The organism is Rhodovibrio salinarum DSM 9154, assembly GCF_000515255.1.
Lineage (GTDB): Bacteria > Pseudomonadota > Alphaproteobacteria > Kiloniellales > Rhodovibrionaceae > Rhodovibrio > Rhodovibrio salinarum.
Genome location: NZ_KI911559.1, coordinates 613,744 through 637,628, shown reverse-complemented (window position 1 = coordinate 637,628; position 23,885 = coordinate 613,744). Strand labels below are relative to the sequence as shown.

Genomic DNA, 23,885 nt, shown 5'->3' with positions numbered 1-23,885 from the left:
CGAGTCGCCCTTTGCCCCGGCGCTATCACGTCCCCATATTGCCGGCCATGACCGATCAGTCGCTTAGCGTATTCGACCGTACGAACGTGCGCCGCCACCGTGATCGGGCGGCGCGCAGCTTCGCCCACTACGACTTTATAACACGCGAGGTGGCAGACCGCCTGGCCGACCGTCTGGACGACGTCCGCCGCGCCTTTCCGTGCGCCCTCGACCTGGGGGCGCGCGACGGCACGCTGGCGCGCACCCTGCAGGGGCGCGGCGGAATCGAGACGCTGGTGGAAAGCGAGCTGTCGGGCGCGATGGCCATGGCGGCCGCCGAGCGTGACGCGGCCGAGGGACCGGTCCCCGGACTGCAGCGTCCGCGCGTGGTCGCCGACGAAGAGGTTCTGCCGTTCGCCGAGAAAAGCTTCGATCTGGTGCTCTCGAACCTGACGCTGCACTGGACCAACGACCTGCCGGGGGCGCTGCTGCAGATCAACCACGCACTCAAACCCGATGGGCTGTTCCTGGCAGCCATGTTCGGCGGGGCGACCCTGTACGAACTGCGCCAGTGCCTGATGCAGGCGGAGGAGGAGGTCGAGGGCGGTGCCGGCCCGCGGGTCAGCCCGTTCGCCCAGAACCAAGACGGGGCCGAGCTGTTGCAGCGCGCCGGCTTCGCCCTCCCGGTGACCGACGTGGACACGCTCACCGTCACCTATCCCGACGCGCTGAAGCTGATGGACGATCTGCGCGGCATGGGGGAAAGCAACGCCGTGCGCGAGCGGCGCAAGTCCTGGACGCGGCGGGAAACACTGGTCCACGCCGCACAGCTGTACGAGGAGCAGTTCGGCAACGGCGACGGCACGATCCCCGCAACCTTCGAGGTGGTCTACCTGACGGCCTGGCGGCCGGAAGCCAGCCAGCCGCTGCCCCTGCGCCCAGGGCAGGCGCACAACAGTCTGGCACAGGCCCTGGACACCGAAGAGGTCGAAACGGGAATCAAGGCGCGCCCACGCTAGCCCGACCGGCATGCGGGTCCCGGGCGGTTTACCCGGACCCCGTGCCCCTCGCCACGGCGCGGGCCGGTCAGCCGGGTAGCGTGCCGTGGCCGGCACCGATATGCCCGTCCTCGGTGGCCGCGCGGCGGTAGTATTCCAGGATGAACACACGAATGCCGGCCGTCAGCGTCCGCTCCGCCCGGATCCGATCGACGTGCGCACACAGGTCGTGCATCGACTGATGCTCACGCAGACAGATTTCCTCGAGCGCGTCCCACATCGCGCGCTCCAGGCGCAAGCTGGTCCGCCGGCCTTCCAGCGTCACATTGCGCGAGACCAGCGTACTCATAGCACTGGACTCCGAAACGCCCATTGCGCGCCATCATCCGTTTTGCTCTGCACAATAATGGCCGGCTGGCCGCCACTCCACGCCGGACCCATTCCCTCTCGCTGCGACCTTGAAGGGCCCCGCCGCCCCGCCGGCCACATCGCCCCTTTGGCATCCACCTTCGCTAAATCCCCCTTACACCCCGACACCAGACATACGATTGCGTGAGCCGATTTAAGACAACCGTAAGTCGCAGCACAACCATGAGAATGGTTGTACACCTTTAGGGTATAAAAGCGCCTCGATGAAACAAACGTAAAATTCGTGTTAATATCAAAAAATTCATACCCGCGGCCGGCTACAACAAGTCGCGGAGCAGGGCGGTCAGGGGGATATCCGCTTCGGGCATCGGGTAGTCGCGCAGCCGAACCGGCGCGACCCACTTCAACTCCGCATGCTCCAGCGCCTGCGGGGTGCCCTGCCAAACCCGACAAACGTAGAGCGGCATCAACAGGTGGAAATCATCGTAGCTGTGCGAGGCGAAGGCGATCGGAGCCAGGCAGCTGACCCGCGTATCGATCCCGAGTTCCTCCGACAATTCGCGGATCAGCGCAGCCTCCGGCGTTTCACCGTCCTTCACCTTGCCGCCGGGAAATTCCCACAGCCCCGCCATCGCCTTGCCTTCCGGCCGCTTGGCGATCAGGACGCGGCCGTCATGGTCGATCAGCGCGGCCGCCGCCACCAGCACGATCCGCTCCGGCGCAGACGATCGCGTGTCCGCCTGCCAGCAGCCACTCAAGCTATCGCTCACGGTATCCGTCCTTGGACCTAGCTGCGGTAGTCCGCGTTGATATCGATGTAGCCGTGGGTCAGGTCGCAGGTCCAGACCGTGGCCTGCCCCCCACCTACCCCGACGTCGACATCGATCTCGATCTCCCGTCCCTGCATGTGCTGGGCAACCGGCGTCTCGTCGTAGGCCGCCACCGCTTCCCCGTTGCGGGCGATCTCGATGCCGCCGATGGCGATCGACAGGCGGTCGCGGTCAGCACGCTCGCCAGCCTTGCCCACCGCCATGACGATCCGGCCCCAGTTCGCGTCCTCGCCCGCAATCGCGGTCTTGACCAGCGGCGAGTTGCCGATCGCCAGACCGATCCGCTTGGCCGCCGGATCGCTCGCCGCGCCGCGTACGCGGATCGTGACGAACTTCTGTGCTCCCTCGCCGTCGCGCACGACCTGCTGGGCCAGGTCGGTCATCACCTCGGTGAGCGCCCGGCGGAAGTCCGCCAGACGCGGATCGTCGGCCTCGATGATCGCGGCGTTGCCGGCCTTGCCGGTCGCGGCCAGGAGCAACGTGTCGCTGGTCGAGGTATCGCCATCGACGGTGATGCAGTTGAAGGTCTGCTCATTGACCTCCCGCAGCAGGGTCTGCAGCGCCTCCGGCGCGATATCGGCGTCGGTGAAGGCGAACGCGAGCATGGTCGCCATGTCCGGCTGGATCATGCCGGACCCCTTGGCGATCCCGGCGAGCGTGACGGTGGTGCCGTCGATCTCCGCCGTGGCCCACGCGCCCTTGGGAAAGGTGTCGGTGGTCATGATCGCCTGGGCTGCCGCCTCCCAACCGCCGGCGGCCAGCTCGTCTGCCAGACCCTCCAGGTGCCGGGTGATCCGCTCGGCCGGCATCGGTTCGCCGATCACGCCGGTGGAGGCGAGCAGCACGTCATGGTTACCGCACCCCAGGGCCTTGGCGGTCGCCCGCACTTCCGCGCTCGCCGTTTCCTGGCCGCGCTTGCCGGTGAAGGCATTGGCATTGCCGGCGTTGACCAGGATCGCCCGGCCGCGCCCGCCGGTCATCGCCAGGGCCTCCCGGCACCATTCCACCGGCGCGCTCGCCGTCAACGAGCGGGTAAACACGCCGGCGACGCTGGAATGCGGCGCCAGCTCGATCAACGTGACGTCCAACCGGCCGGTGGCATAGCGCACGCCGCAGGCCTTGGCAGCGGCACGCACGCCGGCGACCGCCGGCAAATCGGGAAACGCATCAGGCGCGAGCGGGGAAATGGGAGGCATGGCTTTTGTGTCTGACGTCCGGAGAAAGGGAACCGAGGCACAGCCTGCCGGCCGCGCCCGACCATGAAACTAAGCTACGGATTCAAAACCAACGATCTTACCCTGAGATCCGAAGGGCCGTCTCGCAGAGAGGCCAACGGACGAGCCAGCGTCCTGGCCGTATCACGCAGAGGCGACACGGCCAGGACAGAGACGGTGGGCGCTTACTGCGCGCCCGGCATGACCGCGCCGCCGCCCTGGGCGCCGCCACCAAGCTCGGGCTTGTCCTCAACCTGCTTCCGGCGCTCGGGGAAGGTCTCGACCTCCGCATCCTCGCGCAAATCGGAAAGCAGCGACTGCACCGCCTGCTGGCGAACCTGCTGGCGTAGCTGGTCCTGCATCTCCTCGAAGCTCTTGGGGTCCTTGGTGCGCTTGTCCGTCACCTTGATGACGTGCCAGCCGAACTGCGTCTTGACCGGCGCGTCGACGACCTCGCCGCTATCCAACGCGAAGGCCGCCTCGGAGAACGGCTCGACCATCTCGCCCTTGCCGAAGAAGCCCAGGTCGCCGCCTTGCTTGCCGGACGGCCCGGTGGAGTGCTCGGCCGCCAGCTCGGCGAAGTCCGCGCCCTCGTCCAACTGCTTGATCAGCTTCTCCGCAAGCGCCTTGTCTTCGACCAGGATGTGGCTGGCCTTGATCTGCTGCTGCGGCGGGTTGTTCTGCTTGTACTCCTCGTAGGCCGCCTGCAGGCGCTCCTCGGTGATGTACGCGTCGATCTTCTGATTCAGCCAAACCTCGCGGGCGACCTGCTCGCGCACGTCGGCCATGCGCTCCTGGAACGCCTCCGTCTGCTCGACGTCGCTATCGAGCGCGGCCGCACCCAACAGCTCCATGTCGACCATCCGGTCGAGCAGCGCGGGGAAGATCCGGGCGAACTGCTGCTGGTACTGCGGCGGCAGCTGCTTGGCGGACTCCACGACCTGGTCGTAATGAATCTCCTCGCCGTTCACGATCGCGACGACGGGGTTGGCGTCCTGGCCATCGCCGGCGGCACTGTCGTTGTCGGAATCCTGCGCCGCGGCCATGCCCGGCAGGGCCAGGGCGGCGGCGCACGCAAGCGCGGTCAGGCGGGTGCGCAGCGGGCTCATCACAGGATCGGTCCTCCTTTTAACCGTGTCTCCAAGTGTCTGCTCTGTCGGACGCCGGTCTTTCAACCGGCTTCGGGGCTGGCAACGCCGGCGCGGGCAAGCGCTCGCGCAAGAGCCTAGCCGATCCAGGCACCGGCGTGCGCACCGTTAAGAAATCTTCATTTTTCGTACGCGCCGACGCGCGGACGCCCAGGCGGCCTGCACGACCATCCCCATCGGCACCGGCCCGCCACATGGATGGGACGCAAGATGGGACGTTAGACCACCCGCACCCACCCGCGGCTGCCCTGGCAGCGCGGGATGCGGCGGCACCGTGGGCATTGATGCACGCCCGCCCACACCGGCACAACCCGCGTTCCCAGCCAACAGGTTCGGCCCGGCGACAAAGGCCAAATCCGCTGCGCACGACAGGCGCTTGGCACCGGAGCCGCGACCCTGGGCAGCGTTGACACTGTATGGCGCCTTCCCTAAGTGTCAGGCGACGCCGCGCGACCCCGGCGAATGGGCCGTGAGCGGCCCTATTTGAAGCCATCTCTTTCAAGGACTCACGCATGATCGGCGCGCTCGCCTCTAAGCTGTTCGGCACGGCGAACGATCGCTTCCTCAAAGGGCTGCGCAAGCAGGTCGAGCAGATCAATAAACTCGAGCCCGAACTTGAGAAGCTGTCCGACACAGACCTGCGTGCGCGCACCGACTGGTTCAAGGAGCGCCTGAGCAAGGGCGAGACGCTGGACGACCTGCTGGTCGAGGCGTTCGCCACCGTCCGCGAGGCCGCCAAGCGCACGCTGGGCCAGCGCCACTTCGACGTGCAGCTCCTGGGCGGCATCGTCCTGCACAAGGGCATGATCTCGGAGATGAAGACCGGCGAAGGCAAGACGCTGGTCTCCACCCTGGCGGTCTACCTGAACGCGCTGGCCGGCCACGGGGCCCACGTGGTCACTGTCAACGACTACCTGGCCGAGCGCGACGCCGAGTGGATGGGCTCGATCTACCGCTTCCTCGGCCTGAGCGTCGATTGCATCAAGAACGGCTTGCCGGATGCCGAGCGGCGCAACGCCTATGCGTGCGACGTCACCTACGGCACCAATAACGAATTCGGCTTTGACTACCTGCGCGACAACATGAAGTTCCAGCTGGAAGAGATGGTCCAGCGGGACTTCTTCTTCGCCATCGTTGACGAGGTCGACTCGATCCTGATCGACGAGGCGCGCACGCCGCTGATCATCTCCGGCCCGACGGAGAACACCTCCTCGCTCTACATCTCCGCGAACGAGCTGATCCCGCATCTGGGCGCGGACGACTACGAGACCGACGAGAAGGCGCGCGCGGTCAACCTGACCGAAGACGGCGTGTCGAAGGTCGAGGAGCTCGCCCGCCAGCGCGACCTGATGGGCGAGGGATCGCTGTTCGACATCGACAACGTCGGCCTGCTGCACCACGTCAACCAGGCTTTGCGTGCACACAAGCTGTTCCAGCGTGACCGCGACTACATCGTCAAGGACGGCAAGGTCGTCATCATCGACGAGTTCACCGGCCGCATGATGGAAGGCCGGCGCTTCTCCGAGGGGCTGCACCAGGCGCTGGAAGCCAAGGAAGGCGTGGCGATCCAGAACGAGAACCAGACGCTCGCCTCGATCACCTTCCAGAACTACTTCCGTCTCTATCCCAAACTGTCCGGCATGACCGGCACGGCGATGACAGAAGCCGGCGAGTTCGCCGAAATCTACGGCCTGGAGTGCGCCGAGGTTCCGACCAACAAGCCGATGGTGCGCAAGGACCTCGACGACGTCGTCTACCGCACGGCCAAGGAAAAGTACGACGCGATCGTCGAGCGTATCCGCGATTGCCACGAGCGCCAGCAGCCCGTCCTAGTCGGCACCGTGTCGATCGACAAGTCGGAGCAGGTCTCCGATCTGCTCAAGAAGGCGAACATTCCGCACAAGGTGCTGAACGCGCGCTACCACGAGCAGGAAGCCTACATCATCGGCCAGGCGGGCGCGCCCGGCGCCGTCACGATCGCCACCAACATGGCCGGCCGCGGCACCGATATCCAGCTGGGCGGCAATCCGGAAATGCGGGTCGAGCAGGAGACCCAGGGCCTGAGCGAGGCCGAAGCGGCCAAAAAGGCCGAAGAAATCCGCAAGGACTGCGCCGACAACGCGGAGGTTGTACGTCAGGCCGGCGGGTTGTTCGTGCTCGGCACCGAACGGCACGAAAGCCGGCGGATCGACAACCAGCTCCGCGGCCGCTCCGGCCGGCAGGGCGATCCCGGCGCCTCGCAGTTCTTCCTGTCGCTGGAAGACGACCTGATGCGCATCTTCGGCTCCGAGCGCATGGACAGCATGCTGGGCAAGCTCGGGCTGGAAGAGGGCGAAGCGATCACCCACAGGTGGGTGAACAAGGCCCTGGAGAAGGCGCAGTCGAAGGTCGAGGGGCGGAACTTCGAGATCCGTAAGAACCTGCTCAAGTTCGACGACGTGATGAACGACCAGCGCAAGGTCATCTACGAGCAGCGTCGCGAGCTGATGCAGACGGAGGACGTCTCGGAAACCGTCACCGAGATGCGCCACCAGACGATCGAGGACCTGGTCGGCAAGTATGTGCCCGAGAAGGCTTATCCCGAGCAGTGGGAACTGGGAACGCTCGGCGAGGAATGCCGGCGCGTGCTCGCGCTCGATCTGCCGATCCAGGACTGGGCGCACGAGGAGGGGATCGCAGATCAGGAGATCCAGGACCGGATCGTGCGCAAGTCGGACGAGCACATGGCCGAGAAGGCGGCCAACTACGGCCCCGAGTTGATGCGCCATGTCGAGAAGCAGATCGTCCTGCACGTGGTCGACAAGAAGTGGAAGGAGCACCTGCTCAACCTCGACCACCTGCGCCACGGCATCGGCCTGCGCGCGTTCGCGCAGCGCAATCCGCTGCACGAGTACAAGCAGGAAGCCTTCGAGATGTTCCAGACCATGCTCGCGGCGGTGCGCGAGGAAGTCACCTTCCTGCTGTCCCACGTCGAGCTGCGCGCCCAGGACCCGGAACAGGCGACGATCCAGCACGAGCAGCCGGCTATGACTGAAAGCCGCGGCGATGCCGCAATGGCCGAAGCCGCGGCCGACGCCAGCGAACCGGAGATGGCCCTGGCCGGGGTCAGCGGCGGCGCCCAACCGGCCGCTCCCGCAAGCGGCGGGGCGGCACCGCAGACCGTACGGCACGCCAGCGGCGCCCAGGTCGACCCCAACGATCCCAGCACCTGGGGCAAGGTTGGCCGCAACCAGCCTTGCCCGTGCGGCAGCGGACAGAAGTACAAGCATTGTCACGGCAAGATGCAGTAGGACGCTCCGCAACCCGGTTTTACTCGAAAGTAATGTTTGCGCGTTAAGCCTGACGGAGGCTGTCCGACCGGGCGGCAAACGCAGTGTCCGGATCGCCGGCCCGTAGTCTCTCTGGCCTCCGGGATTCGGCCCGCGCATGACCAACCTGCTGCCCCATCACCTCGCCCTGTTCCAGAACCTTGGTCTGATGGCCGTGGTGGCGCTGGCTTATTCGATGGGCAGCCGGCCCATCGCCCGGACGCCCCCCTTCGTCAGGGGAATCCTAATCGGGCTGGTGTTCGGCGGGGCCGGCGCGCTTGCGATGATGATCGCAATCCCCTTGGCGCCTGGGATCATCATCGATGTCCGCAGCGTGCCGTTGATCCTGGCGGGCGCTTTCGGCGGTCCCTGGGCCGCGATTATAGCCGCGTCGGTGATCGCGCCTGTGCGCATCCTGATCGGTGGTACCGGCGTTGAGCCGGCGCTCCTGAGCCTGATCGGCACGACGATTCTATCGATCGGGCTCTGGCATGTGCGCCAACGTATGCAGCATTGGCAGATGCTGGCGCTGGGGGCCGCCGGTGTACTCTCGATGGTGCCGATCTTCCTGGGCCTGTTGGTTTTGGGCTTGGACCGAGGGATCATGCTTTTCCAGTCGATCGGCCTGGAACTGATGCTGACCCACACGATCGGTTGCGTGGGCCTGGGCTTCCTGCTGCTGGTCGAGGATCAGCGGCGCAACATCGAAACGCAACTCGTCGCCGCCCGCCAGGCCGCGGAGCAGGCGAATGCCGCAAAATCAAACTTCCTGGCCCAGATCAGCCACGAACTGCGCACCCCCATGGCGGCGATCACAGGCTCGCTGGAGCTGCTGTCGAGCCAAAATATCCCGGAAGGCCAACGCAGTCTGGTGACCGTGACGCGCCGTGCGGCGAACAACATGATCGAGCTGCTGAACGACCTGCTCGACCTTTCCCGGGTGGAATCGGGACGGATCACACTCGACCCCCAGCCGGTCGATCTCGACGCGCTTTTAGGCGATACGGTTTCCCTGTTCACAGGCCGCGCGCAATCGAACGTGGAGGTGACCTGCCGCCGGGATCCGGACGTTCCGGCCGCGGTGATGGCGGACCCCAAGCGCCTGCGCCAGATCGTGCACAACCTGATGGGCAACGCAGTCAAGTTCACCGAACGCGGGTTCATCGAGATTTCGGTCGACCTGGGCCCAGACACAGCGGATGGCCCGAACCTCATCGTCCAGGTGCGCGACACCGGACCCGGCATCCCGGCCGACCGCCAGGAGGCGGTCTTCGACGTGTTCGAGCAGGCGGAGGCCGGGACCGCGCGCCGATTCGGCGGCTCCGGACTGGGATTGGCAATCAGCCGCAAACTGGCCCGTGCGATGGGTGGCGGCATCACACTGGCTAGCACATATGGAGTCGGCTCCTGCTTCGCTGTCAGCCTGCCCCTGGTCGCCGCGGACCCAGAGAACGTCCCGGCGCAGCCGGGAGACGGCACACTCAAGGAACTGGTCACCGAGCAGCCGTTGGCGGGCCGCTGCATCCTGCTGGCGGAGGATGTCGATGCCAACCGGACGATCCTGACCGGCATGCTGCACGCGCTGGGCGCGGAGGTGACGCCCGTGGCCGACGGTCAGGCCGCGGTCGACGCGGTACAGGCCGCCGGCGAGCAGACATTCGCCCTGGTGCTGATGGACATGCACATGCCCGTGATGGACGGCATGAGCGCGGTGCGTGCGATCCGGGCCTTGCCGGGCGCCCCGGCTCGCACCCCGATCGTCGCCCTAACCGCCGACGCCACGCCGGAGAATCAGGCCGGGTACGAAAGCAGCGGCCTGGACGGTTTCCTGACCAAGCCGGTCGATTGGTCACGGCTGGTTTCCCTCGCACAGGCGCTGAGCCCCGTCCGCGCCCCGAACACAGCGGCGGCGCCCCCAACATCCGAACCGGTTGACCCTGGTCCGCAACTGCCCGTCTGGAACGCCCGCTTCCGTACCGATCTGGAGACCACGCTCGGCGCGTCGCGGTTCGCGATCTGTTGCGGGCCTGGCCTGAGGGCACCCAAGCCTGTCTGAACGCCTTGAACGCGGTGGACGAAATCGCCGATGAAACGGTGCGCAAAGAGTCGATCCGACAGCAAGCCCACGCCTTGCGTGGCGCGGCGGCGAACTACGGGTTCGACCGGCTTGCGAGCGTTGCCGAACAGTTGCGCAACACCCCGAATAGCGACCAGCACGGGCCCTTGATCGACGCGCTCAACACCGAAGCCGCCACCGCATTCGCCGAGATCGACGCCTACGTGCCGGATGACGCGCAGGCGGCGCCGGCCTCCATGGCCAGTTGATGCAGCAAAGGCACCAACCGACGACGTTAACTTAGGCCGACCTGGCCCATCTCCAGGTACTTGTCGCGGCGCTTGCGCTGCAACGCGCCACCGGTGAAACCGCGCAAGCGGTGCAGTTCACCTTCCAGCACATCGCCGACGGAATCGATCGTCGCCACCTTGTCGCGGTGCGCGCCGCCCAGCGGTTCCTCGATCACCTGGTCGATCACCTGCAGCTTGTGCAGGTCCTGCGCGGTCAGCTTCAGCTGCTCGGCGGCATCCTTGGTGTGCTCGCCGCTGCGCCACAGGATCGACGCGCACCCCTCGGGCGAGATCACCGAATAGACCGAGTGCTCCAGCATGTAGACGCTGTTGGCACTGGCCAGCGCGATCGCGCCGCCGGAACCGCCCTCGCCAATGATCACCGAGATCAGCGGGACCTTGACGTCCAGGCAGGTCTCGATCGACCGAGCGATCGCCTCCGCCTGGCCGCGCTCCTCCGCGCCGACGCCGGGATAGGCGCCCGGCGTGTCGACCAGGGTGAAGACCGGCACCTGGAAGCGTTCGGCCAACCGCATCAGCCGCTGCGCCTTGCGATAGCCCTCGGGCCGGGCCATACCGAAGTTGTGACGCACGCGGGTGGCGGTATCGTGGCCCTTCTCCTGGCCGATCCAGACGCTGGAATAGCCGCGGAACCGCGCCAGACCACCCTGGATCGCCGAATCCTCGCCATATACGCGATCACCGGCCAAGGGCTGGAAATCGTCGACCAGCCGGCTGATGTAATCGCCGAAGTGCGGACGTTCGGGATGCCGGGCGACCTGCGTCTTCTGCCAGGGCGTCAGACGGGCGTAGGTCTGGCGCAGCAACCGCTCGGCCTTGGCCTGCAGCTTCTGCACCTCCTCCTGGATGTTGACCTCGGAATCGTCGGTCAGGTGACGCAGTTCCTCGATCTTACCCTCGAGTTCCGCGATCGGTTTTTCGAAATCCAGGAAGTGCATGTCGCAGACGCCGTGGTTGACACGTGAAGCGGGGACCGTACCGCGCCGCGCCGACGCGGGCGGGATGGCGCGCAACCTAGCGGGCGCGTCGCGCGGCGACAACCAGTCCGAACGTCCTGTTTGCGCACCGCCTCCGCAATTCGCGCGGGATGCTTGACCGCCTGCCCCAACCGGGCCAACGTGCGCGTCACGAAGCGTTCCGACGGGAGCCCCGGTGACAAGGGGCTGAGAAACCGGCCGGGCGGGCGCCGCCAGCGATTCTGGCGACCCTCGTTACGGCGGTGACCGTTCGAACCTGATCCGGGTCATGCCGGCGTTAGGGAACGGAATGCGGACCGGGGCTGGCGTGTATGCGGGTTTTGGCGTGTCTGACACCCCGCCTGTCTCCCCGGTCGGCGTTGCGCCATGCGTCTCATCCCGGATCTTCCGTCCACTTCCGCGCCGTCCGGCAAGGCTCCGGCGGCGCGCCCGAACGGAGGTCCGTGCCATGCCATTGATGCAATCGACGATCCGCTGTCTTACAGCGGTGCTTGCGCTGACCCTGCTGGCCCTGCCGGCGCGTGCAGCGGAGCGCGAGGAACTGACCCTCGTGCTCGACTGGTTCCTGAACCCCGATCACGCCCCGATCGTGATCGCCCAGGAGCGCGGCTTCTTCGCCGATGCCGGACTCGAGGTGACCCTGCAGGAGCCGGCGGACCCGAGCAATCCGCCCAAACTGGTCGCCACCGGCAAGGCGGATCTCGCCGTCTCCTACCAGCCCAACCTGCACATGCAGATCGACCAGGGCCTGCCGCTGGTGCGCGTCGGCACGCTGGTGGCGACGCCGCTCAACACCGTGATCACGCTGCAAGACAGCCAGATCGACAGCCTTGCCGACCTGGAAGGCAAAACGGTCGGCTACTCGGTCGGCGGTTTCGAGGAGACCATGCTGCAGGTGATGCTGACAGAAGCGGGCATCGACCCGAATTCGGTCGAGATGGTCAACGTCAACTTCGCGTTGTCGCAGTCGCTTCTGAGCGGCCGGGTCGACGCGATCGTCGGCGGCTTCCGGAACTTCGAAGTCAACCAACTGGCTTTGGAGGGCGCCGAAGCCCGCGTCTTCTACCCCGAGGCGCACGGCGTGCCGGCCTATGACGAACTGATCTTCATCGCCCATCGCGACCGGGTGGACGACGCCCGGCTCCGCCGCTTCCTGAACGCCATCGAGCGGGGGACGCAGTACCTGATCAACCACCCCGAAAAGAGCTGGGATATCTTCCGCGAAGACCGCCCGGACGTGCAGAACGCGCTCAACGAACGGGCCTTTCCGGACACCATCCCACGCTTCGCCCTCCGACCGGCCGCTCTCGACACCGCCCGCTACCAGCAGTTCGCCACGTTCCTGGCGCAGCACGACACGATCGACGAGGTGCCGCCGGTCACGCAGTACGCCGTCGAGCTACCGCCGCTCAACGCCTCGGCAACGCCGTAAACCACGCGTCACCCCAAAGAAAAAGCGCCCGCCGGAACCGGCGGGCGCTTTCAGTGATTGCGTTTGGCTGGAAAGCCGCGCGCTTACACCTCCTTGAGGTTGCCGGCAGCGGTTTTGCCGCGCTCGGTCACCATCTCGAAGGAAACCTTCTGGCCTTCGCGCAGGCCGTCCATGCCGGCCGCCTGAACGGCAGTGATGTGCACGAACACGTCCTTGCCACCATCATCCGGCTGGATGAAGCCGTAGCCCTTGGTGGTGTTGAAGAACTTAACAGTTCCGGTCGCCATGATGCTTTCCAATCTCTCATCTCTAGGGTCGATGTCCCTGGCCGGCAGCCAGTGCGGGACAATCGATTGCACGACGTCGGCCCTCATGGTCTCCGGAACTCCGGACGGACGGTACGGAACCGACCGGCAGGCACGCTACGACACGTCAGGCGGACGAGTCCGGTGATACGCTTGTCTTGGGCGTCAGGCCAGCGATAATTTCGTTAAGACCGCCTGCACCAAGGGGATACCCCAGGAGTTGTGCGCGTCCGCACGCTTGTGGACCATTTCCCGCCTCGCGCGTCGGTTCAGCTCCGCGGGAATTCCACACCAAAAACGACCTGTAGCAACGCACACCTCGCAAGCGCCGGTTAACTACCTGTTTTAAAACAACCTTTCTAGGTTGGACCAGGATAGAACCGCCCCAAGCGGCCAAGCCGTTCTTCCCCGGAAGGACTCACAAAATCGGGGGACAACCCTGGGGATGAATCTTGTGATGCAAAGAACCGGGCGCGAGTCCGCTCTCTGCCTAATATGTCATCAGACTGTCATCGCCCCGAGCGCCTGGACGCGCGAGGCCACTTCCGCACCATCTATTCCCGTTGAGCCGGATTGGGCTGCCACACGCCGTCGAACCGGACACTCCCTGGCGCGTACCGGCGGCAAATGCCTAAGACCCCCGCGCGCAACTCCGCTCGGGTCATGCCCTTCACGGCGTTGTCGATCAGAAATTCCGTCATCTTGTACCCTGCGCTGCTCGGCGCCTCCCCTTGAAGGCTGACCTCGCGGAGTTCCGCCCGAATCTGCTGATCGTCGCGTGTCCCTGCCTTTGCGGTCTGAACCTCGCCGTGGATAGCGTCCGCCTGCAACACCCACTCAGCACATGCGTCACCGCCCCAAACCTCTCGATTGAGTTGCTCTTCCGACAGCTTCAAGAGAGCTTCACTGTCTGCATCCGCCGCCGAAGTGGACAACAGCCAACACGAAACAAATGTAGCAGCGGCGACAAATCCCCAAATTTTCGGTCGCATAACGCTCCCCTTTCAAGCGTGCTGGCAAGCAGGACAGGGGTGCTTCTTCTTGAATGGCTTGCCCCACTTACACAGCCCCAGATGCGGCCGCGGCTTACCGGTCCTCGGAGCCTGCGCGCCCGGTGACCTGATTTTCCCTAGGCGTCCGATCAGCAGACTCTCCGGCCCGATCTTGGTCGGGGCCGTAAAGTCGCGTGGACCAATCCTCGACGCTGCGGTTCACCAAACGGCGTTCGGCAAGGTGTCGCCAGCTCTCGCTCAGTCTTCCAAGCGCCGCAATCCCGGCCAGTTCGTCTCCATTCAGCTTGTCGACATAGAAGGCGCGCCAAAGACGGTGCAGCGTCCATTCCGGCGCGCGACGGTCGACGAGTTGCAGACTGTCGCCGGCCTGCACATACCCCGCTTCCAGCACGCGGTAGTACCAACCTGTCCGCCCCGACCGCTGGACACGCAGCGCCATGTCGGGGACCCCGAACCGCACGTTGAGTTTCCAACACGGCTGACGTCCCTGCGACACCTCGATCAGGGCTTGGCCCAGGCGATAGACATCCCCAACCGCGACATCGCTTTCGCTCAGCCCGGCAACCGACAGGTTCTCGCCGAACGCCCCCGGTCGAGACAGGCATTCCAGTGACCCGAGATCGGCCTGCCAAAGCCCATAATGATCAACCGGATACTGGTGAACCGCTTTCTCGGGCCCGCCATGGCGCTTGCGGTCCCCCTGGGCATCGCCCTCGCACCCTTCCCGGCCAAGCCAAATGCGCGCGTCGACCGATCGCTTGTCGATGCCGCTTGGCACGCCCCGAGAACCAATCGGCGCAACAGCGCCAATCAAAAGATGATCAAGCGTTGCCGTCATAGCTGCAACTCCGCGAGCCACTCCGAAAACATTGCCTGCCCCGCACACCGCAGAGCCTTCCCATGGCGCGCGGCCTGCTGCCGGAGCACGGCCGGATCGACCCCGTTGGCTGCCAACTCGGCGGCATGGCCGATCAACCAATGCTCGAGGCGGTCCTCCACCCGCGCCTCCGGATGGAACTGAACGCCCATGACATTGGCCCCCAACGCAAACGCCTGGGAGCTGCACATAGGCGTCGAGGCGAGAGCCGGCACGCGTTCGGACAGCACGCACGCATCACCATGCCAGTGGAGAACCGCGACGTCTTCGAGATGGCGCAACGGGGTTCGCAGGCCGGCATCAGAGACGGTCAGAGGGCTGAAACCGATCTCCTTGACGGGCATTGCCGCCACCTCCGCCCCCAACGTGGCGGCAATCTGTTGCGCCCCAAGGCAAACGCCGAAGGTCGAACGGTTGGCGGCCAGCCGCGCCTTCAACATCTCCTGTTCAACAGCCAGGAAGGGATAGGCTTGTGTGTCGCGGACGCCCACCGGCCCCCCGAGCACGACAAGCAGATCCGGCTCAAGCGGATCGAGCGCGCTCAAATCGCACCGCCCGACGTCGCAGTAGTCGATCCGATAGCCCGCGTCGCACAGGACAGGCTCGAAAGTTCCAAGATCCTCGAAATGGACATGGCGGATGGCCATGACGGCCTTATCCATCGTCGCAACCTCCACACCAGCCGCGGCCAAGGGTCGCCGCACCTCCGCCACATCCGGTATAAGACAGCCGGCTCCTTCAAAAGGTCCGGTTTTGAAAAATTGGGTGGGCCGGTATGGCGCGCATCACGCTTGAATTGCCCGAAACTAAGGGCAAGCCCGTATTTCTGACTCTCGCCGAGTCCATTCTCCTGGAGATCGAACGGGGACGGCTGAAACCCGGTGACCGCCTGCCGGGCACCCGGGGCCTTGCGGAAACGCTGCAGATCAACCGCAACACGGTCGACGCCGCCTATCAGGAACTCATCATGCAGGGATGGCTGGCGTCCGTCCCGTCCCGGGGAACGTTCGTCGCGCGTGATCTGCCCGATTCCCCTCCAAAGGCGGATCCGCAACGATCCCCCCAGATCTCCCAACCGGTAGCCGACACCCCCGTTGCACGTGAGCCACGCCTTCAATTCTCCGACGGCACGCCCGATCCGCGGCTACTTCCCGGACTCGAGCTGTCCCGTGCCTTTCGCCGCGCGCTCTCGACGCCTCTCTCCCTGGCACCGGGGTATGGCGATCCGAGAGGAAGCCATGCGGTCCGCTCGGCGCTCGGACGCTATCTGACGGCGGAGCGTGGGCTGACCACGACAGAAGACGACATCCTCGTCACCAACGGCAGCCAAATGGCGCTTTTTGTAGCGGCCAGAACGGTCCTCTCCCCAGGACAGGTCATCGCCGTTGAAGATCCAGGATACCCACTCGCCTGGTCGGCCTTCCGCGAAGCTGGCGCCAAAATCGTGGGAATCCCCGTCGATGCGAACGGCCTCGACGTCACCCGACTCGCCGCGGTGGCCGAAACAGAGCCGCGTTTGAAAGCGATCTACGTCACCCCCCACCACCAATATCCGACGACGGTCACGCTTGGTGCCGGACGTCGTCTGAAACTGCTCGACCTCGCGGCCCGTTACGGTCTGACACTCATCGAAGACGATTACGACCACGAATACCGATTTGAAAGCCGACCCGTCCTGCCTCTTGCAGCCCGTGCCGAAGTCGACGTCTCGACCGTCTACATAGGGTCCTTGTCCAAATTGCTGTCACCGGGCCTGCGGGTCGGCTACGCCGTTGCCCCGCCCCCTCTTCTGCAGGAGATGGCAAGGCGCCGGGAAGCGATCGACCGACAAGGCAATCAGCCGCTTGAACAGGCGATCGCCCAACTGATCGACGATGGAACCTTGGGCCGCCACGCCAGAAAAGCCCGGCGCATCTATCGCGCACGACGCGACCTCCTGATCGCGGCAATCACGGACAAACTGGGCAATGCAGGTACGTGCACAGCGCCAGCAGGCGGCCTTGCCGCTTGGTTTCAGGCGAAGGATGAAGTGGACACCGGCGCTTGGGTCGAAAACGCCGCGCAGAAGGGACTGTCCATCATGCCAGGTGGACGGTTTTCGCTCACGCCAAACCGGGCGCAGCAAGGGCTGCGAATCGGCTACGCCAGCCTGAACGAAAACGAACTACGCCACGCCATTGGCCTCCTTGCGCAAGCGAAGGCTTAGAGGCTGCCTCATCAACCGACCGGGAAGCCCGACAACCGGGAGCGCACCCTTACATGATCTTCGTACGCATCTGCCCGTCGAAGATCATACTCCGACGATCTCCGAAAAGCCTTCTTTCTGCTTCGACCCAAGCGATCATATGACCCGCCTCTCGCCCACCCGCGGCGCGGCGTCGCTTGACCAAAAGTCGGCAGCTTCCTATTGTTCCGCCATCATGTGGACGTTCCGCCTGCAAGCTACGGCCATTCGAATTACTGGCCCGGTGCCCGCCGGGGCGCCGGGAGACCGTCGTTGCTCCTTCGAATGGCAAGCTTTGCAGGGACTGACCGATGTCCGTCGATCAACTCGCTAAAACGTTCACAAACACCGATCCCGATACGCCCGATGCCAGCACGACCGAACGGGTGGTGTGCTATTCCATCCGCGCGGAAGCGGATGCCGGCCTGATGCCGCGCGTTCTGCATCTGCTGGCCAAACGCGACTTGGTCGCCGAACGCCTACACGCCGACCGGGTCGGCATGGGCGGCGACGAGCTATCAATCGACCTGCAGGTCGCCGGTCTGGACGCGCACACCGGCGGTTTCATCGCCGCCTGCATGCGCCAGATCGTCGGCGTGCAAACGGTGCTGATGTCCGAGAAGGCGCTGTGAGTTTTCTCGACCGGATCGCGGTTCTGCACGCCTGGACCCCCGACGCCTACCGATCGTTTCGGATCGACGGCATCCAACTCGGCCGTGTGACGACGGCAAGCGCCCGGCTGCTGGCGGAATTTCCGTCCGTTTTTCAGGTCACCGAGACGGCTGTGGATCTGCATCCCGAGCTTGCAGACGTAGACACGCGGTCTGAGGCGGTGCATGCGGTGCTCGTCCAGCTTGCCGACCGGGGCGATGTCCGCAAGCCGCGCGGGGAGACCTACGGTATTTCGGAAAGCTGGACGGCACCGACCCGCCTGCGCCTGGACCGCGGCCTGGTGCCGATGTTCGGCGCCAAGTCTTACGGCGTGCACGTCAACGGCTTCGTGCGCAGCGACGACGGGTTGAAGATTTGGGTCGGCCGCCGGGCGCCGGACAAGCGTGTCGCCCCGAACAAGCTGGACAACATGGTGGCCGGCGGCCTCGCTCACGGCTACTCGGCCCGTCAGACAGTGGTCAAAGAAGCCGCCGAAGAGGCGGATGTGCCGGCCGCGCTGGCCGAACAGGCACGCCCGGTCGGGGCGCTCACCTACGTCACCGAGTTGGGACAGGGCCTGCGCGACGATACGCTGTTCGCCTTCGACCTGGAGCTGCCAGCGGACTTCGTCCCGCGCAACACCGACGGCGAGCTGACCGGCTTCGAGCTATGGCCGGTCGAGGAGGTGATCGCCCGGGTGCGCGACACCGACGACTTCAAGTTCAACGTTGCACCGGTGCTGATCGACTTCTTCCTGCGCCACGGCCTGCTCGACCCCGATGTGGAGCCGGACTACCTGCCGATCGTCCAGCAACTGCACGCCTGAACGCGGCACACGCCATTGCGCAAGATCAGGCATTAACCGCAGACCGGAACCGCAGGCCGCCCCACCCGGCTCACCCCACGAGGTTCGAGCCGACCCAGGACAACAAGGCCAGACCGCCGACGCCGATCACAAGCGCCAAAACGACCGCGGGCCAGGGCAAAGCGGGTGTGCTTGATGCCTCGTTGGAATCGCGCTTTGGAGAAGGGGCGCGCATCGGAGTCGACCTTCACTTCGTACAATTAAATGGGAGCCGTCGCACGGCTATATGCGCCCGCCGTGCATCGAATCGGCGTGACGGCAGTCACACCCCGCGCAAGAGATACGCGAATTAGGGCCGAAAAAAGTTTAAAAGACTGACAAAGCAAGGAATCGCCCTAGCTTTTCTTCAGACCTGCGGAGGCGGGCGGACCCTGCATCACTTCTTCCGCTGTCTTGCAGATCGCCTTCAGCGTGAACGGCTTGGTGATCACCTCACAGATCAGTTCATCCAGGTTGTGGGCCCGCTGGCGTTCGGCGGAGTAGCCGGTCATCAACAGCACAGGCAGATCCGGCACGTCGCGCGCCACCTTGAGCGCGAGCGCGATGCCATCCAGCCCCGGCATTACGATGTCGGTGATCAGCAGGTCGTACCGCGCGCCAGCGTCCAACAACTCGAGCGCCTCGAGCCCGTCCTCAACCTGCTCCACGGAATGGCCGCGATGCTCCAGCGCGCGCACCACGAAGGTCCGCACGGCTTCATCGTCCTCGGCTACCAGAATCCGTGCCATTCGCCGCCACTACCCTCGGAACCGCGTACGCCTGGTCACCCCGAAGGCTCCCACGACTCCGCCACCGCGTCTGCGTAACCCAACATAGGCCATGAAGCAGCCGCGCGGTTTAACGTTCACTTAATAAGTGGCGCGCGCAACCTGCATTAAGTGGATAAACCTTCCCTCCGGGCGGCCGTGCAAGTGCATGCACCACGCACCACGCAGGCTGCCCCCAATCAGTCGACAGCCCTCTCCGGCGCGGTAAAAGATAATGCGAATTCCCGCGCCGTCTGTGGCGGGTCTTCCCGACGCGTTTCGAACGGGGTCGATTCTCGCCCCTCCAACCGGTCCACGTCGGCACGCACACGCCAGCGCGCCACCTCATCCCCCGCCGCATCGAACAGTACGACCTCCATGGGCGGCAGTTGCTTGGCCCGATCCGTCGTGTTGACCACGCGGCCTTCGATCACCAGCAGGCTGCGGCCATCGACCAGTCGGCGCGTACGGGTGACGTCACGCAACTCCAGACCGGCCCCCAGGGCGGGCACCTCCACGCCAGCCAGGCGATAGATCTGAGCGGCTTGCGGCACCTGGGCCACAACCTGTTCGCGGAACGCCCACCCACCGGCGATCACGCCAACAACCACCAGCGCCAGCAGCAGCCAGCCAAGCAGAAGGCCTCCACGCCCCCCCTGCCCCTGACTGACCGGTTCCGGCGGGTCCTCGTAGGGGCGGTAGCGACTTGCCCGCAGGGTGCTGTCGAAACTGGCTTCCGCGCCTGAGTCCGCGCGCCCGTCGTCGTAGGCGGCATGGGTACGCAACACACGCTCATCACCCGGCTCAGGGCCTTCACCGCCGATCGGCGCCGGCCCGCCATCGGGCGCCGGGTTCGGCGCTTCCGGTTGCCGGTCCGCCGCCTGCTCGGAGGCCGCGGTGTCTTCCGTGCGGTCGTCGTCTGGCGTGGCGTGCCAGGTGTGCTTGCACTTCGAGCAGCGCACCGTGCGGCCGCGCGCACCCAGTTTGTCCGCATCGATTCGAAAGCTGGCGCCGCAGGAAGGGCAGGCAAGGATCATCGTGGACAACAACTGCGTATCCGTGGAGGTCTCGTGTTATAGGCCCGCGATACGGATGAGCGCAAGCGACCGCCTAGGGTACGGAGCCGTCTCGCGCCCGGGCGGATGCCCCCCGTCTAGACGAGGCTAACCCCGCCATGGTGAACAGCCTCCTAACAGCCGGGCGCGCTTTACGCCGGTTCCAGCCCTCGTGCATGCTCGCGCCCAAGCAAAGGTGCCGTCATGCCGCGCGGGGAGTAGAAAGCGTTGGTCCGCTTCGAACAGGTCAGCTTCAGCTACGGGCCGAACGCGCCCGTCCTACGCGACGCGACCTTTAACTTACCGCCCGGCTCCTTCCATTTCGTGCTCGGCGCCTCCGGAGCTGGCAAGTCGTCGCTGCTGCAGCTCATGTACCTGTGGCAGAAGCCCACCAGCGGACGGATCAGCCTGTTCGGCCGTGACATCTCGGAGCTTGGCCGAAGCGACAAGGCCCTGATGCGCCGGCGTATCGGCGTGGTCTTCCAGGACTTTCGTCTGCTCGACCACCTGAGCGCGCGCGAGAACGTGGCACTGCCCCTTAGAGTCGCCGGACGCTACACCAGCGGCCTGGACGAGCACGTGCGCGAGCTGCTCGCCTGGGTCGGGTTGGGCGACTATCTGGACGCACTCCCCCCGACCCTGTCGGGCGGCCAGCAGCAACGCGTGGCGATCGCCCGCGCGGTGATCGCGCGGCCCAGTTTGCTGCTCGCCGACGAGCCGACCGGCAACGTCGACGACCGAATCGCGCTGCGCCTGCTCTATCTGTTCGAGGAGTTGAACAAGATGGGCACCACGGTGGTGATCGCGACCCACAACGAGAACCTGATCGAGCGCTTCGGCCATCCGATGATCCGGCTGGCCGGCGGCGACTCGCGCCATCCGGCGGTCGCCCACCCCCCCGTCGAAACGCCGCAGGGCGTCGGCGCATAACCCAGTCACCCCGCTTCCGCAGAAAAGGCCCGGCCCACCCCGTGATCCTCGCCCGCCAACGCGACGTCCCACTGAATAAGGATGCCAGCGCCCGTTTCCTGCCCTGGCTGATCGCCTTCATGGTGTATCTGGCGACCCTGGCCTTGGCCGCGGCGATCGCCGTATCCAACGTCAGCCAGGCCTGGGATACCGCGCTCGCCGGCAAACTGACGGTGCAGATCCCCCCGCCACCTGCGGATTCGGCGGCTAGCGGCCAGACCGCGCGGGTCGACGCCGTGCTGGACGTTCTGCGCCAGACGCCAGGCGTGCGCAGCGCAGAGCAGCTGGGACGCGCGGAGATGACCGAACTGCTCGCCCCCTGGCTGGGTGAGGCGGCGAGCAGCACCGATCTGCCTCTGCCCGCGCTGATCGCGGTCGAGGTGGCCCCCGACCGGACGCCCGAACTTGCCACGCTGCAACGCCGCCTGGCGGAAGCCGCCAGCGGCACGCGGGTCGACGATCACCAGCGCACCCTGGGCCGGCTGCTGGAGGTTGCGCGGACCTTGCAGCTATTGGCGGTGCTGGTAGTGGCGTTGGTCGGCGCGGCGGCAGTGGTGACGGTCGTGTTCGTTACCCGCACCGGCCTGTCGATTCACCGCAATGTGATCGAGCTGTTGCACCTGATCGGCGCGCACGATGCCTACGTCGCCCGACAGTTCCAGCGCCATGCGCTGCGCCTCGGGCTGACCGGGGGGCTGGTTGGCCTCGGCCTGGCGGCGGCGACGCTGGGGGCGCTCGCCCAATGGGTCGGGCAGGAAACCGGCGCGATCGTGCCCGAGTTGACGCTGAGCCAACTGCAATGGTTCGCACTCGCCGGCGTGCCGCTGGCGACCACCGGGGTGGCGATGATCACGGCCCGGGTTACGGTGCTGCGTACACTCGCTAAACTTAGTTAAGCGTTTCCAGGGTTAGGGTGTCGGGACAAGACTGTGGCGACTCCCGACAGCAGGCACAGGACGATGGCGGGCACGCTGGACGACGAACAGCATCAGGAAGGGCCAGAATCGCTGCCCCGCCGCATGCCGCGGGGCCGGCGGCGTCTCCTGCTGACCGTCGCCCTGAGCGCGAGCGTCCTTCTGGGCGCGTTGGTCCTCGGGTTCCTCGGGTTCGTCACCAACCTACCCGACAAGGTTGCCGAGCCGATGCGCCGAACGGATGCGATCGTCGTGCTGACCGGCGGCAGCGACCGGGTCAGTACCGGGCTGCGCCTGCTGGAACGCGGCCGGGCGAGCAAGCTGTTCGTCTCCGGTGTCTACAAGGGCGTCGACGTGAGCGAACTGCTGCGCGTCTCGCAACAGGCGCCGCGCTGGCTCACCTGCTGCGTGACGCTGGGCTATGAGGCGGAGACGACGGCCGGCAACGCGGTGGAAAGCGCGCATTGGGTGCAGAGTCAGAACTTCCAATCCGTCCGGCTGGTCACGGCCGCCTACCACATGCCGCGCAGTTTGCTGGAATTCCGCCGGCGCATGCCGCAGGTCGAGATTGTGCCGCATCCGGTCTTCCCGGAACACGTCAAACAGGACGAATGGTGGCGCTGGCCCGGCAGCGCGCACCTGCTGATCGACGAATACGGCAAGTATCTGGTCGCCCGGGTCCGCGCCTTGATCGTCGGACCCTTGCAGGCCGCAGGCGTCAACGGCTAGGTGGGGCCTGGCTGAACGTCGATCCCCGCCCCGATTGCCCGGACCCCGCTATATGATCCTGCTGCGCTCGCTCGCGTTCAACGTCGCCTTCTGGGTCTGGACGGTGAGCATCCATGTGCCCGGGCTGGTGTTGCTGATCCCAGGCGTCCCACGGCGGTGGATCATCGTGGCCGGGCGCTTCTGGATCCGCGGGGTGATGCTGCTGCTGCGCTGGGTCGCCGGCATCGATTACCAGATCCGCGGGCGGGAAAACTTGCCGGATGGCCCATGCCTGATCGCCTCCAAGCACCAATCGGCATGGGACACCCTGATCTTCAACCTGATCCTGGACGACCCCAGTTTCGTCCTGAAACGGGAGTTGCTGTTCCTGCCCTTCTTCGGCTGGTACCTGCAGCGTTACGGGATCGTGGCGATCGATCGTGCCGGCGGTGCCAAAACGCTGCGCAAGATGGTCGCCGAAAGCAAGCAGATCACGGCGACCGGGCGCCGGCTGATCATCTTCCCCGAAGGCACGCGTGTGGCGCCCGGCGACAGCAAGCCCTACCACCCCGGCGTGGCCGCCCTGTACCGCGAGCTCAAGCTGCCAGTCGTCCCGGTGGCGCTGACCAGCGGCCGGCATTGGGGACGCCGGGCCTTCCGTAAGGTGCCCGGTACGATCCGCCTGGAATTCCAGCCGCCGATCCCACCTGGAATGGACCGCAAGGCGTTCATGCAGCGCCTGGGCGACGATCTGGAAGCGGCGAGCGAGCGTTTGCGCGCGGAGGACGACCGCACGCCCCGGGTGCACTGACAGCCGACACGGTTTGCCCCCTTATCCACGCGGGCGATGGCGCCCTGTGGATAACTTTGTGGAATCAGGGAAAAGTTTGTTCGACTCAGCGCCTTGAAGCGTGCTCTTGAAGTACGCCATTGCGT

At 65.7% G+C, this 23,885-nt stretch carries 23 protein-coding genes and 1 riboswitch; of the genes, 12 read left to right on the top strand and 11 right to left on the bottom strand.

The window, feature by feature from the left end; genetic code table 11:
* Positions 1–47 precede the first annotated feature (47 nt).
* Entirely contained in the window at positions 48–998 is a 951-nt protein-coding gene (locus tag RHOSA_RS20030) for a methyltransferase domain-containing protein (RefSeq protein ID WP_037255605.1), read from the top strand.
* Between the two features lie 67 nt (positions 999–1,065).
* Here RHOSA_RS20030 and RHOSA_RS20025 read toward each other — a convergent pair whose 3' ends face one another.
* The 4 genes from RHOSA_RS20025 to RHOSA_RS20020 all read right to left on the bottom strand — a co-directional run bounded on the left by RHOSA_RS20025 (position 1,066) and on the right by RHOSA_RS20020 (position 4,499).
* Positions 1,066–1,326, bottom strand: coding sequence for a ribbon-helix-helix domain-containing protein (locus RHOSA_RS20025; protein ID WP_051431739.1), 261 nt, complete (start codon positions 1,324–1,326; stop codon positions 1,066–1,068).
* Between the two features lie 337 nt (positions 1,327–1,663).
* Positions 1,664–2,116: a (deoxy)nucleoside triphosphate pyrophosphohydrolase gene (locus RHOSA_RS0102970; protein WP_280513697.1), complete on the bottom strand. Its 453-nt coding sequence runs from the start codon at positions 2,114–2,116 to the stop codon at positions 1,664–1,666.
* Positions 2,117–2,133: 17 nt separating this feature from the next.
* Positions 2,134–3,372, bottom strand: coding sequence for a bifunctional glutamate N-acetyltransferase/amino-acid acetyltransferase ArgJ (gene argJ, locus RHOSA_RS0102965; protein ID WP_027287519.1), 1,239 nt, complete (start codon positions 3,370–3,372; stop codon positions 2,134–2,136).
* Between the two features lie 203 nt (positions 3,373–3,575).
* Positions 3,576–4,499: a peptidylprolyl isomerase gene (locus RHOSA_RS20020; RefSeq protein WP_051431738.1), complete on the bottom strand. Its 924-nt coding sequence runs from the start codon at positions 4,497–4,499 to the stop codon at positions 3,576–3,578.
* Between the two features lie 551 nt (positions 4,500–5,050).
* On the opposite strand from RHOSA_RS20020, the gene secA reads away from it, so the two are divergent.
* From secA to RHOSA_RS0102945, 3 genes are all read left to right on the top strand, one after another.
* Positions 5,051–7,828, top strand: coding sequence for a preprotein translocase subunit SecA (gene secA / locus RHOSA_RS0102955; protein ID WP_027287518.1), 2,778 nt, complete (start codon positions 5,051–5,053; stop codon positions 7,826–7,828).
* Positions 7,829–7,964: 136 nt separating this feature from the next.
* Positions 7,965–9,902: an ATP-binding protein gene (locus RHOSA_RS23935; protein ID WP_051431737.1), complete on the top strand. Its 1,938-nt coding sequence runs from the start codon at positions 7,965–7,967 to the stop codon at positions 9,900–9,902.
* A gap of 14 nt (positions 9,903–9,916) precedes the next feature.
* Positions 9,917–10,171, top strand: a complete 255-nt coding sequence (locus RHOSA_RS0102945; RefSeq protein ID WP_169816585.1) for an Hpt domain-containing protein — start codon at positions 9,917–9,919, stop codon at positions 10,169–10,171.
* A 26-nt stretch (positions 10,172–10,197) separates the two neighbouring features.
* On the opposite strand, the gene RHOSA_RS0102940 is transcribed toward RHOSA_RS0102945, so the two are convergent.
* Entirely contained in the window at positions 10,198–11,151 is a 954-nt protein-coding gene (locus RHOSA_RS0102940; RefSeq protein WP_027287516.1) for an acetyl-CoA carboxylase carboxyltransferase subunit alpha, read from the bottom strand.
* 192 nt (positions 11,152–11,343) lie between these two features.
* Positions 11,344–11,492: riboswitch (TPP riboswitch) on the top strand.
* Positions 11,493–11,638: 146 nt separating this feature from the next.
* Between RHOSA_RS0102940 and RHOSA_RS0102935 the strand changes: the two genes are divergently transcribed.
* Positions 11,639–12,622 carry an ABC transporter substrate-binding protein gene (locus tag RHOSA_RS0102935; RefSeq protein ID WP_200371991.1) on the top strand — a complete coding sequence of 328 codons (984 nt, stop codon included), beginning with the start codon at positions 11,639–11,641 and terminating at the stop codon, positions 12,620–12,622.
* An 83-nt stretch (positions 12,623–12,705) separates the two neighbouring features.
* Here RHOSA_RS0102935 and RHOSA_RS0102930 read toward each other — a convergent pair whose 3' ends face one another.
* The 4 genes from RHOSA_RS0102930 to RHOSA_RS0102915 all read right to left on the bottom strand — a co-directional run bounded on the left by RHOSA_RS0102930 (position 12,706) and on the right by RHOSA_RS0102915 (position 15,479).
* A complete protein-coding gene (locus tag RHOSA_RS0102930) occupies positions 12,706–12,909 on the bottom strand; it encodes a cold-shock protein (RefSeq protein ID WP_027287514.1) in 204 nt (67 codons plus the stop codon).
* Positions 12,910–13,481: 572 nt separating this feature from the next.
* The gene (locus RHOSA_RS0102925; protein WP_027287513.1) at positions 13,482–13,919 is read right to left on the bottom strand and encodes a hypothetical protein; all 438 of its coding nucleotides are present in this window, start codon (positions 13,917–13,919) and stop codon (positions 13,482–13,484) included.
* Between the two features lie 94 nt (positions 13,920–14,013).
* The gene (locus RHOSA_RS20010) at positions 14,014–14,778 is read right to left on the bottom strand and encodes an MOSC domain-containing protein (RefSeq protein WP_081728405.1); all 765 of its coding nucleotides are present in this window, start codon (positions 14,776–14,778) and stop codon (positions 14,014–14,016) included.
* Positions 14,775–15,479, bottom strand: coding sequence for a glutamine amidotransferase (locus tag RHOSA_RS0102915; protein WP_027287512.1), 705 nt, complete (start codon positions 15,477–15,479; stop codon positions 14,775–14,777). Before RHOSA_RS0102915 ends, RHOSA_RS20010 begins: the two co-directional genes overlap by 4 nt.
* 113 nt (positions 15,480–15,592) lie before the next feature.
* Here RHOSA_RS0102915 and pdxR point away from each other — a divergent pair, with 113 nt between their 5' ends.
* The 3 genes from pdxR to RHOSA_RS0102895 all read left to right on the top strand — a co-directional run bounded on the left by pdxR (position 15,593) and on the right by RHOSA_RS0102895 (position 18,518).
* Positions 15,593–17,023, top strand: a complete 1,431-nt coding sequence (gene pdxR, locus RHOSA_RS0102910; protein WP_027287511.1) for a MocR-like pyridoxine biosynthesis transcription factor PdxR — start codon at positions 15,593–15,595, stop codon at positions 17,021–17,023.
* A 329-nt stretch (positions 17,024–17,352) separates the two neighbouring features.
* Entirely contained in the window at positions 17,353–17,673 is a 321-nt protein-coding gene (locus RHOSA_RS20005) for an ACT-like domain-containing protein (protein WP_051431736.1), read from the top strand.
* Positions 17,670–18,518 (top strand): NUDIX hydrolase, encoded by an 849-nt coding sequence (locus tag RHOSA_RS0102895; RefSeq protein WP_051431735.1) that lies wholly within the window; start codon positions 17,670–17,672, stop codon positions 18,516–18,518. The genes RHOSA_RS20005 and RHOSA_RS0102895 overlap by 4 nt, the downstream gene beginning before the upstream one ends.
* 374 nt (positions 18,519–18,892) lie before the next feature.
* On the opposite strand, the gene RHOSA_RS0102885 is transcribed toward RHOSA_RS0102895, so the two are convergent.
* Both RHOSA_RS0102885 and RHOSA_RS0102880 read right to left on the bottom strand, forming a co-directional pair.
* Positions 18,893–19,285 carry a response regulator gene (locus tag RHOSA_RS0102885; protein WP_027287509.1) on the bottom strand — a complete coding sequence of 131 codons (393 nt, stop codon included), beginning with the start codon at positions 19,283–19,285 and terminating at the stop codon, positions 18,893–18,895.
* 218 nt (positions 19,286–19,503) lie between these two features.
* Entirely contained in the window at positions 19,504–20,340 is an 837-nt protein-coding gene (locus RHOSA_RS0102880; RefSeq protein WP_242468754.1) for an MJ0042-type zinc finger domain-containing protein, read from the bottom strand.
* Between the two features lie 246 nt (positions 20,341–20,586).
* Between RHOSA_RS0102880 and RHOSA_RS20000 the strand changes: the two genes are divergently transcribed.
* The 4 genes from RHOSA_RS20000 (at position 20,587) to RHOSA_RS0102860 (ending at position 23,760) form a co-directional block, all read left to right on the top strand.
* Positions 20,587–21,288 (top strand): cell division ATP-binding protein FtsE, encoded by a 702-nt coding sequence (locus tag RHOSA_RS20000; protein WP_081728404.1) that lies wholly within the window; start codon positions 20,587–20,589, stop codon positions 21,286–21,288.
* Between the two features lie 41 nt (positions 21,289–21,329).
* Complete coding sequence (locus RHOSA_RS0102870) at positions 21,330–22,223, top strand: cell division protein FtsX (protein ID WP_051431734.1); 894 nt, start codon at positions 21,330–21,332, stop codon at positions 22,221–22,223.
* 63 nt (positions 22,224–22,286) lie between these two features.
* Positions 22,287–22,970: a YdcF family protein gene (locus tag RHOSA_RS0102865; RefSeq protein ID WP_215904976.1), complete on the top strand. Its 684-nt coding sequence runs from the start codon at positions 22,287–22,289 to the stop codon at positions 22,968–22,970.
* Positions 22,971–23,022: 52 nt separating this feature from the next.
* Entirely contained in the window at positions 23,023–23,760 is a 738-nt protein-coding gene (locus tag RHOSA_RS0102860) for a lysophospholipid acyltransferase family protein (RefSeq protein ID WP_027287505.1), read from the top strand.
* Positions 23,761–23,885: the final 125 nt, after the last annotated feature.

What these genes read in the sequence shown, in the direction of transcription:
- argJ (WP_027287519.1), bottom strand. Translation starts at nt 3,372, where the DNA reads ATGCCTCCCATTTCCCCGCTCGCGCCTGATGCGTTTCCCGATTTGCCG.
- RHOSA_RS20020 (WP_051431738.1), bottom strand. Translation starts at nt 4,499, where the DNA reads ATGAGCCCGCTGCGCACCCGCCTGACCGCGCTTGCGTGCGCCGCCGCC.
- RHOSA_RS0102880 (WP_242468754.1), bottom strand. Translation starts at nt 20,340, where the DNA reads ATGATCCTTGCCTGCCCTTCCTGCGGCGCCAGCTTTCGAATCGATGCG.
- RHOSA_RS20010 (WP_081728405.1), bottom strand. Translation starts at nt 14,778, where the DNA reads ATGACGGCAACGCTTGATCATCTTTTGATTGGCGCTGTTGCGCCGATT.
- RHOSA_RS20025 (WP_051431739.1), bottom strand. Translation starts at nt 1,326, where the DNA reads ATGAGTACGCTGGTCTCGCGCAATGTGACGCTGGAAGGCCGGCGGACC.
- RHOSA_RS20005 (WP_051431736.1), top strand. Translation starts at nt 17,353, where the DNA reads ATGTCCGTCGATCAACTCGCTAAAACGTTCACAAACACCGATCCCGAT.
- RHOSA_RS0102935 (WP_200371991.1), top strand. Translation starts at nt 11,639, where the DNA reads ATGCCATTGATGCAATCGACGATCCGCTGTCTTACAGCGGTGCTTGCG.
- secA (WP_027287518.1), top strand. Translation starts at nt 5,051, where the DNA reads ATGATCGGCGCGCTCGCCTCTAAGCTGTTCGGCACGGCGAACGATCGC.
- RHOSA_RS23935 (WP_051431737.1), top strand. Translation starts at nt 7,965, where the DNA reads ATGACCAACCTGCTGCCCCATCACCTCGCCCTGTTCCAGAACCTTGGT.
- RHOSA_RS0102915 (WP_027287512.1), bottom strand. Translation starts at nt 15,479, where the DNA reads ATGGATAAGGCCGTCATGGCCATCCGCCATGTCCATTTCGAGGATCTT.
- RHOSA_RS0102930 (WP_027287514.1), bottom strand. Translation starts at nt 12,909, where the DNA reads ATGGCGACCGGAACTGTTAAGTTCTTCAACACCACCAAGGGCTACGGC.
- RHOSA_RS0102940 (WP_027287516.1), bottom strand. Translation starts at nt 11,151, where the DNA reads ATGCACTTCCTGGATTTCGAAAAACCGATCGCGGAACTCGAGGGTAAG.
- RHOSA_RS0102860 (WP_027287505.1), top strand. Translation starts at nt 23,023, where the DNA reads ATGATCCTGCTGCGCTCGCTCGCGTTCAACGTCGCCTTCTGGGTCTGG.
- RHOSA_RS0102885 (WP_027287509.1), bottom strand. Translation starts at nt 19,285, where the DNA reads ATGGCACGGATTCTGGTAGCCGAGGACGATGAAGCCGTGCGGACCTTC.
- RHOSA_RS0102925 (WP_027287513.1), bottom strand. Translation starts at nt 13,919, where the DNA reads ATGCGACCGAAAATTTGGGGATTTGTCGCCGCTGCTACATTTGTTTCG.
- RHOSA_RS0102865 (WP_215904976.1), top strand. Translation starts at nt 22,287, where the DNA reads ATGGCGGGCACGCTGGACGACGAACAGCATCAGGAAGGGCCAGAATCG.
- pdxR (WP_027287511.1), top strand. Translation starts at nt 15,593, where the DNA reads ATGGCGCGCATCACGCTTGAATTGCCCGAAACTAAGGGCAAGCCCGTA.
- RHOSA_RS20030 (WP_037255605.1), top strand. Translation starts at nt 48, where the DNA reads ATGACCGATCAGTCGCTTAGCGTATTCGACCGTACGAACGTGCGCCGC.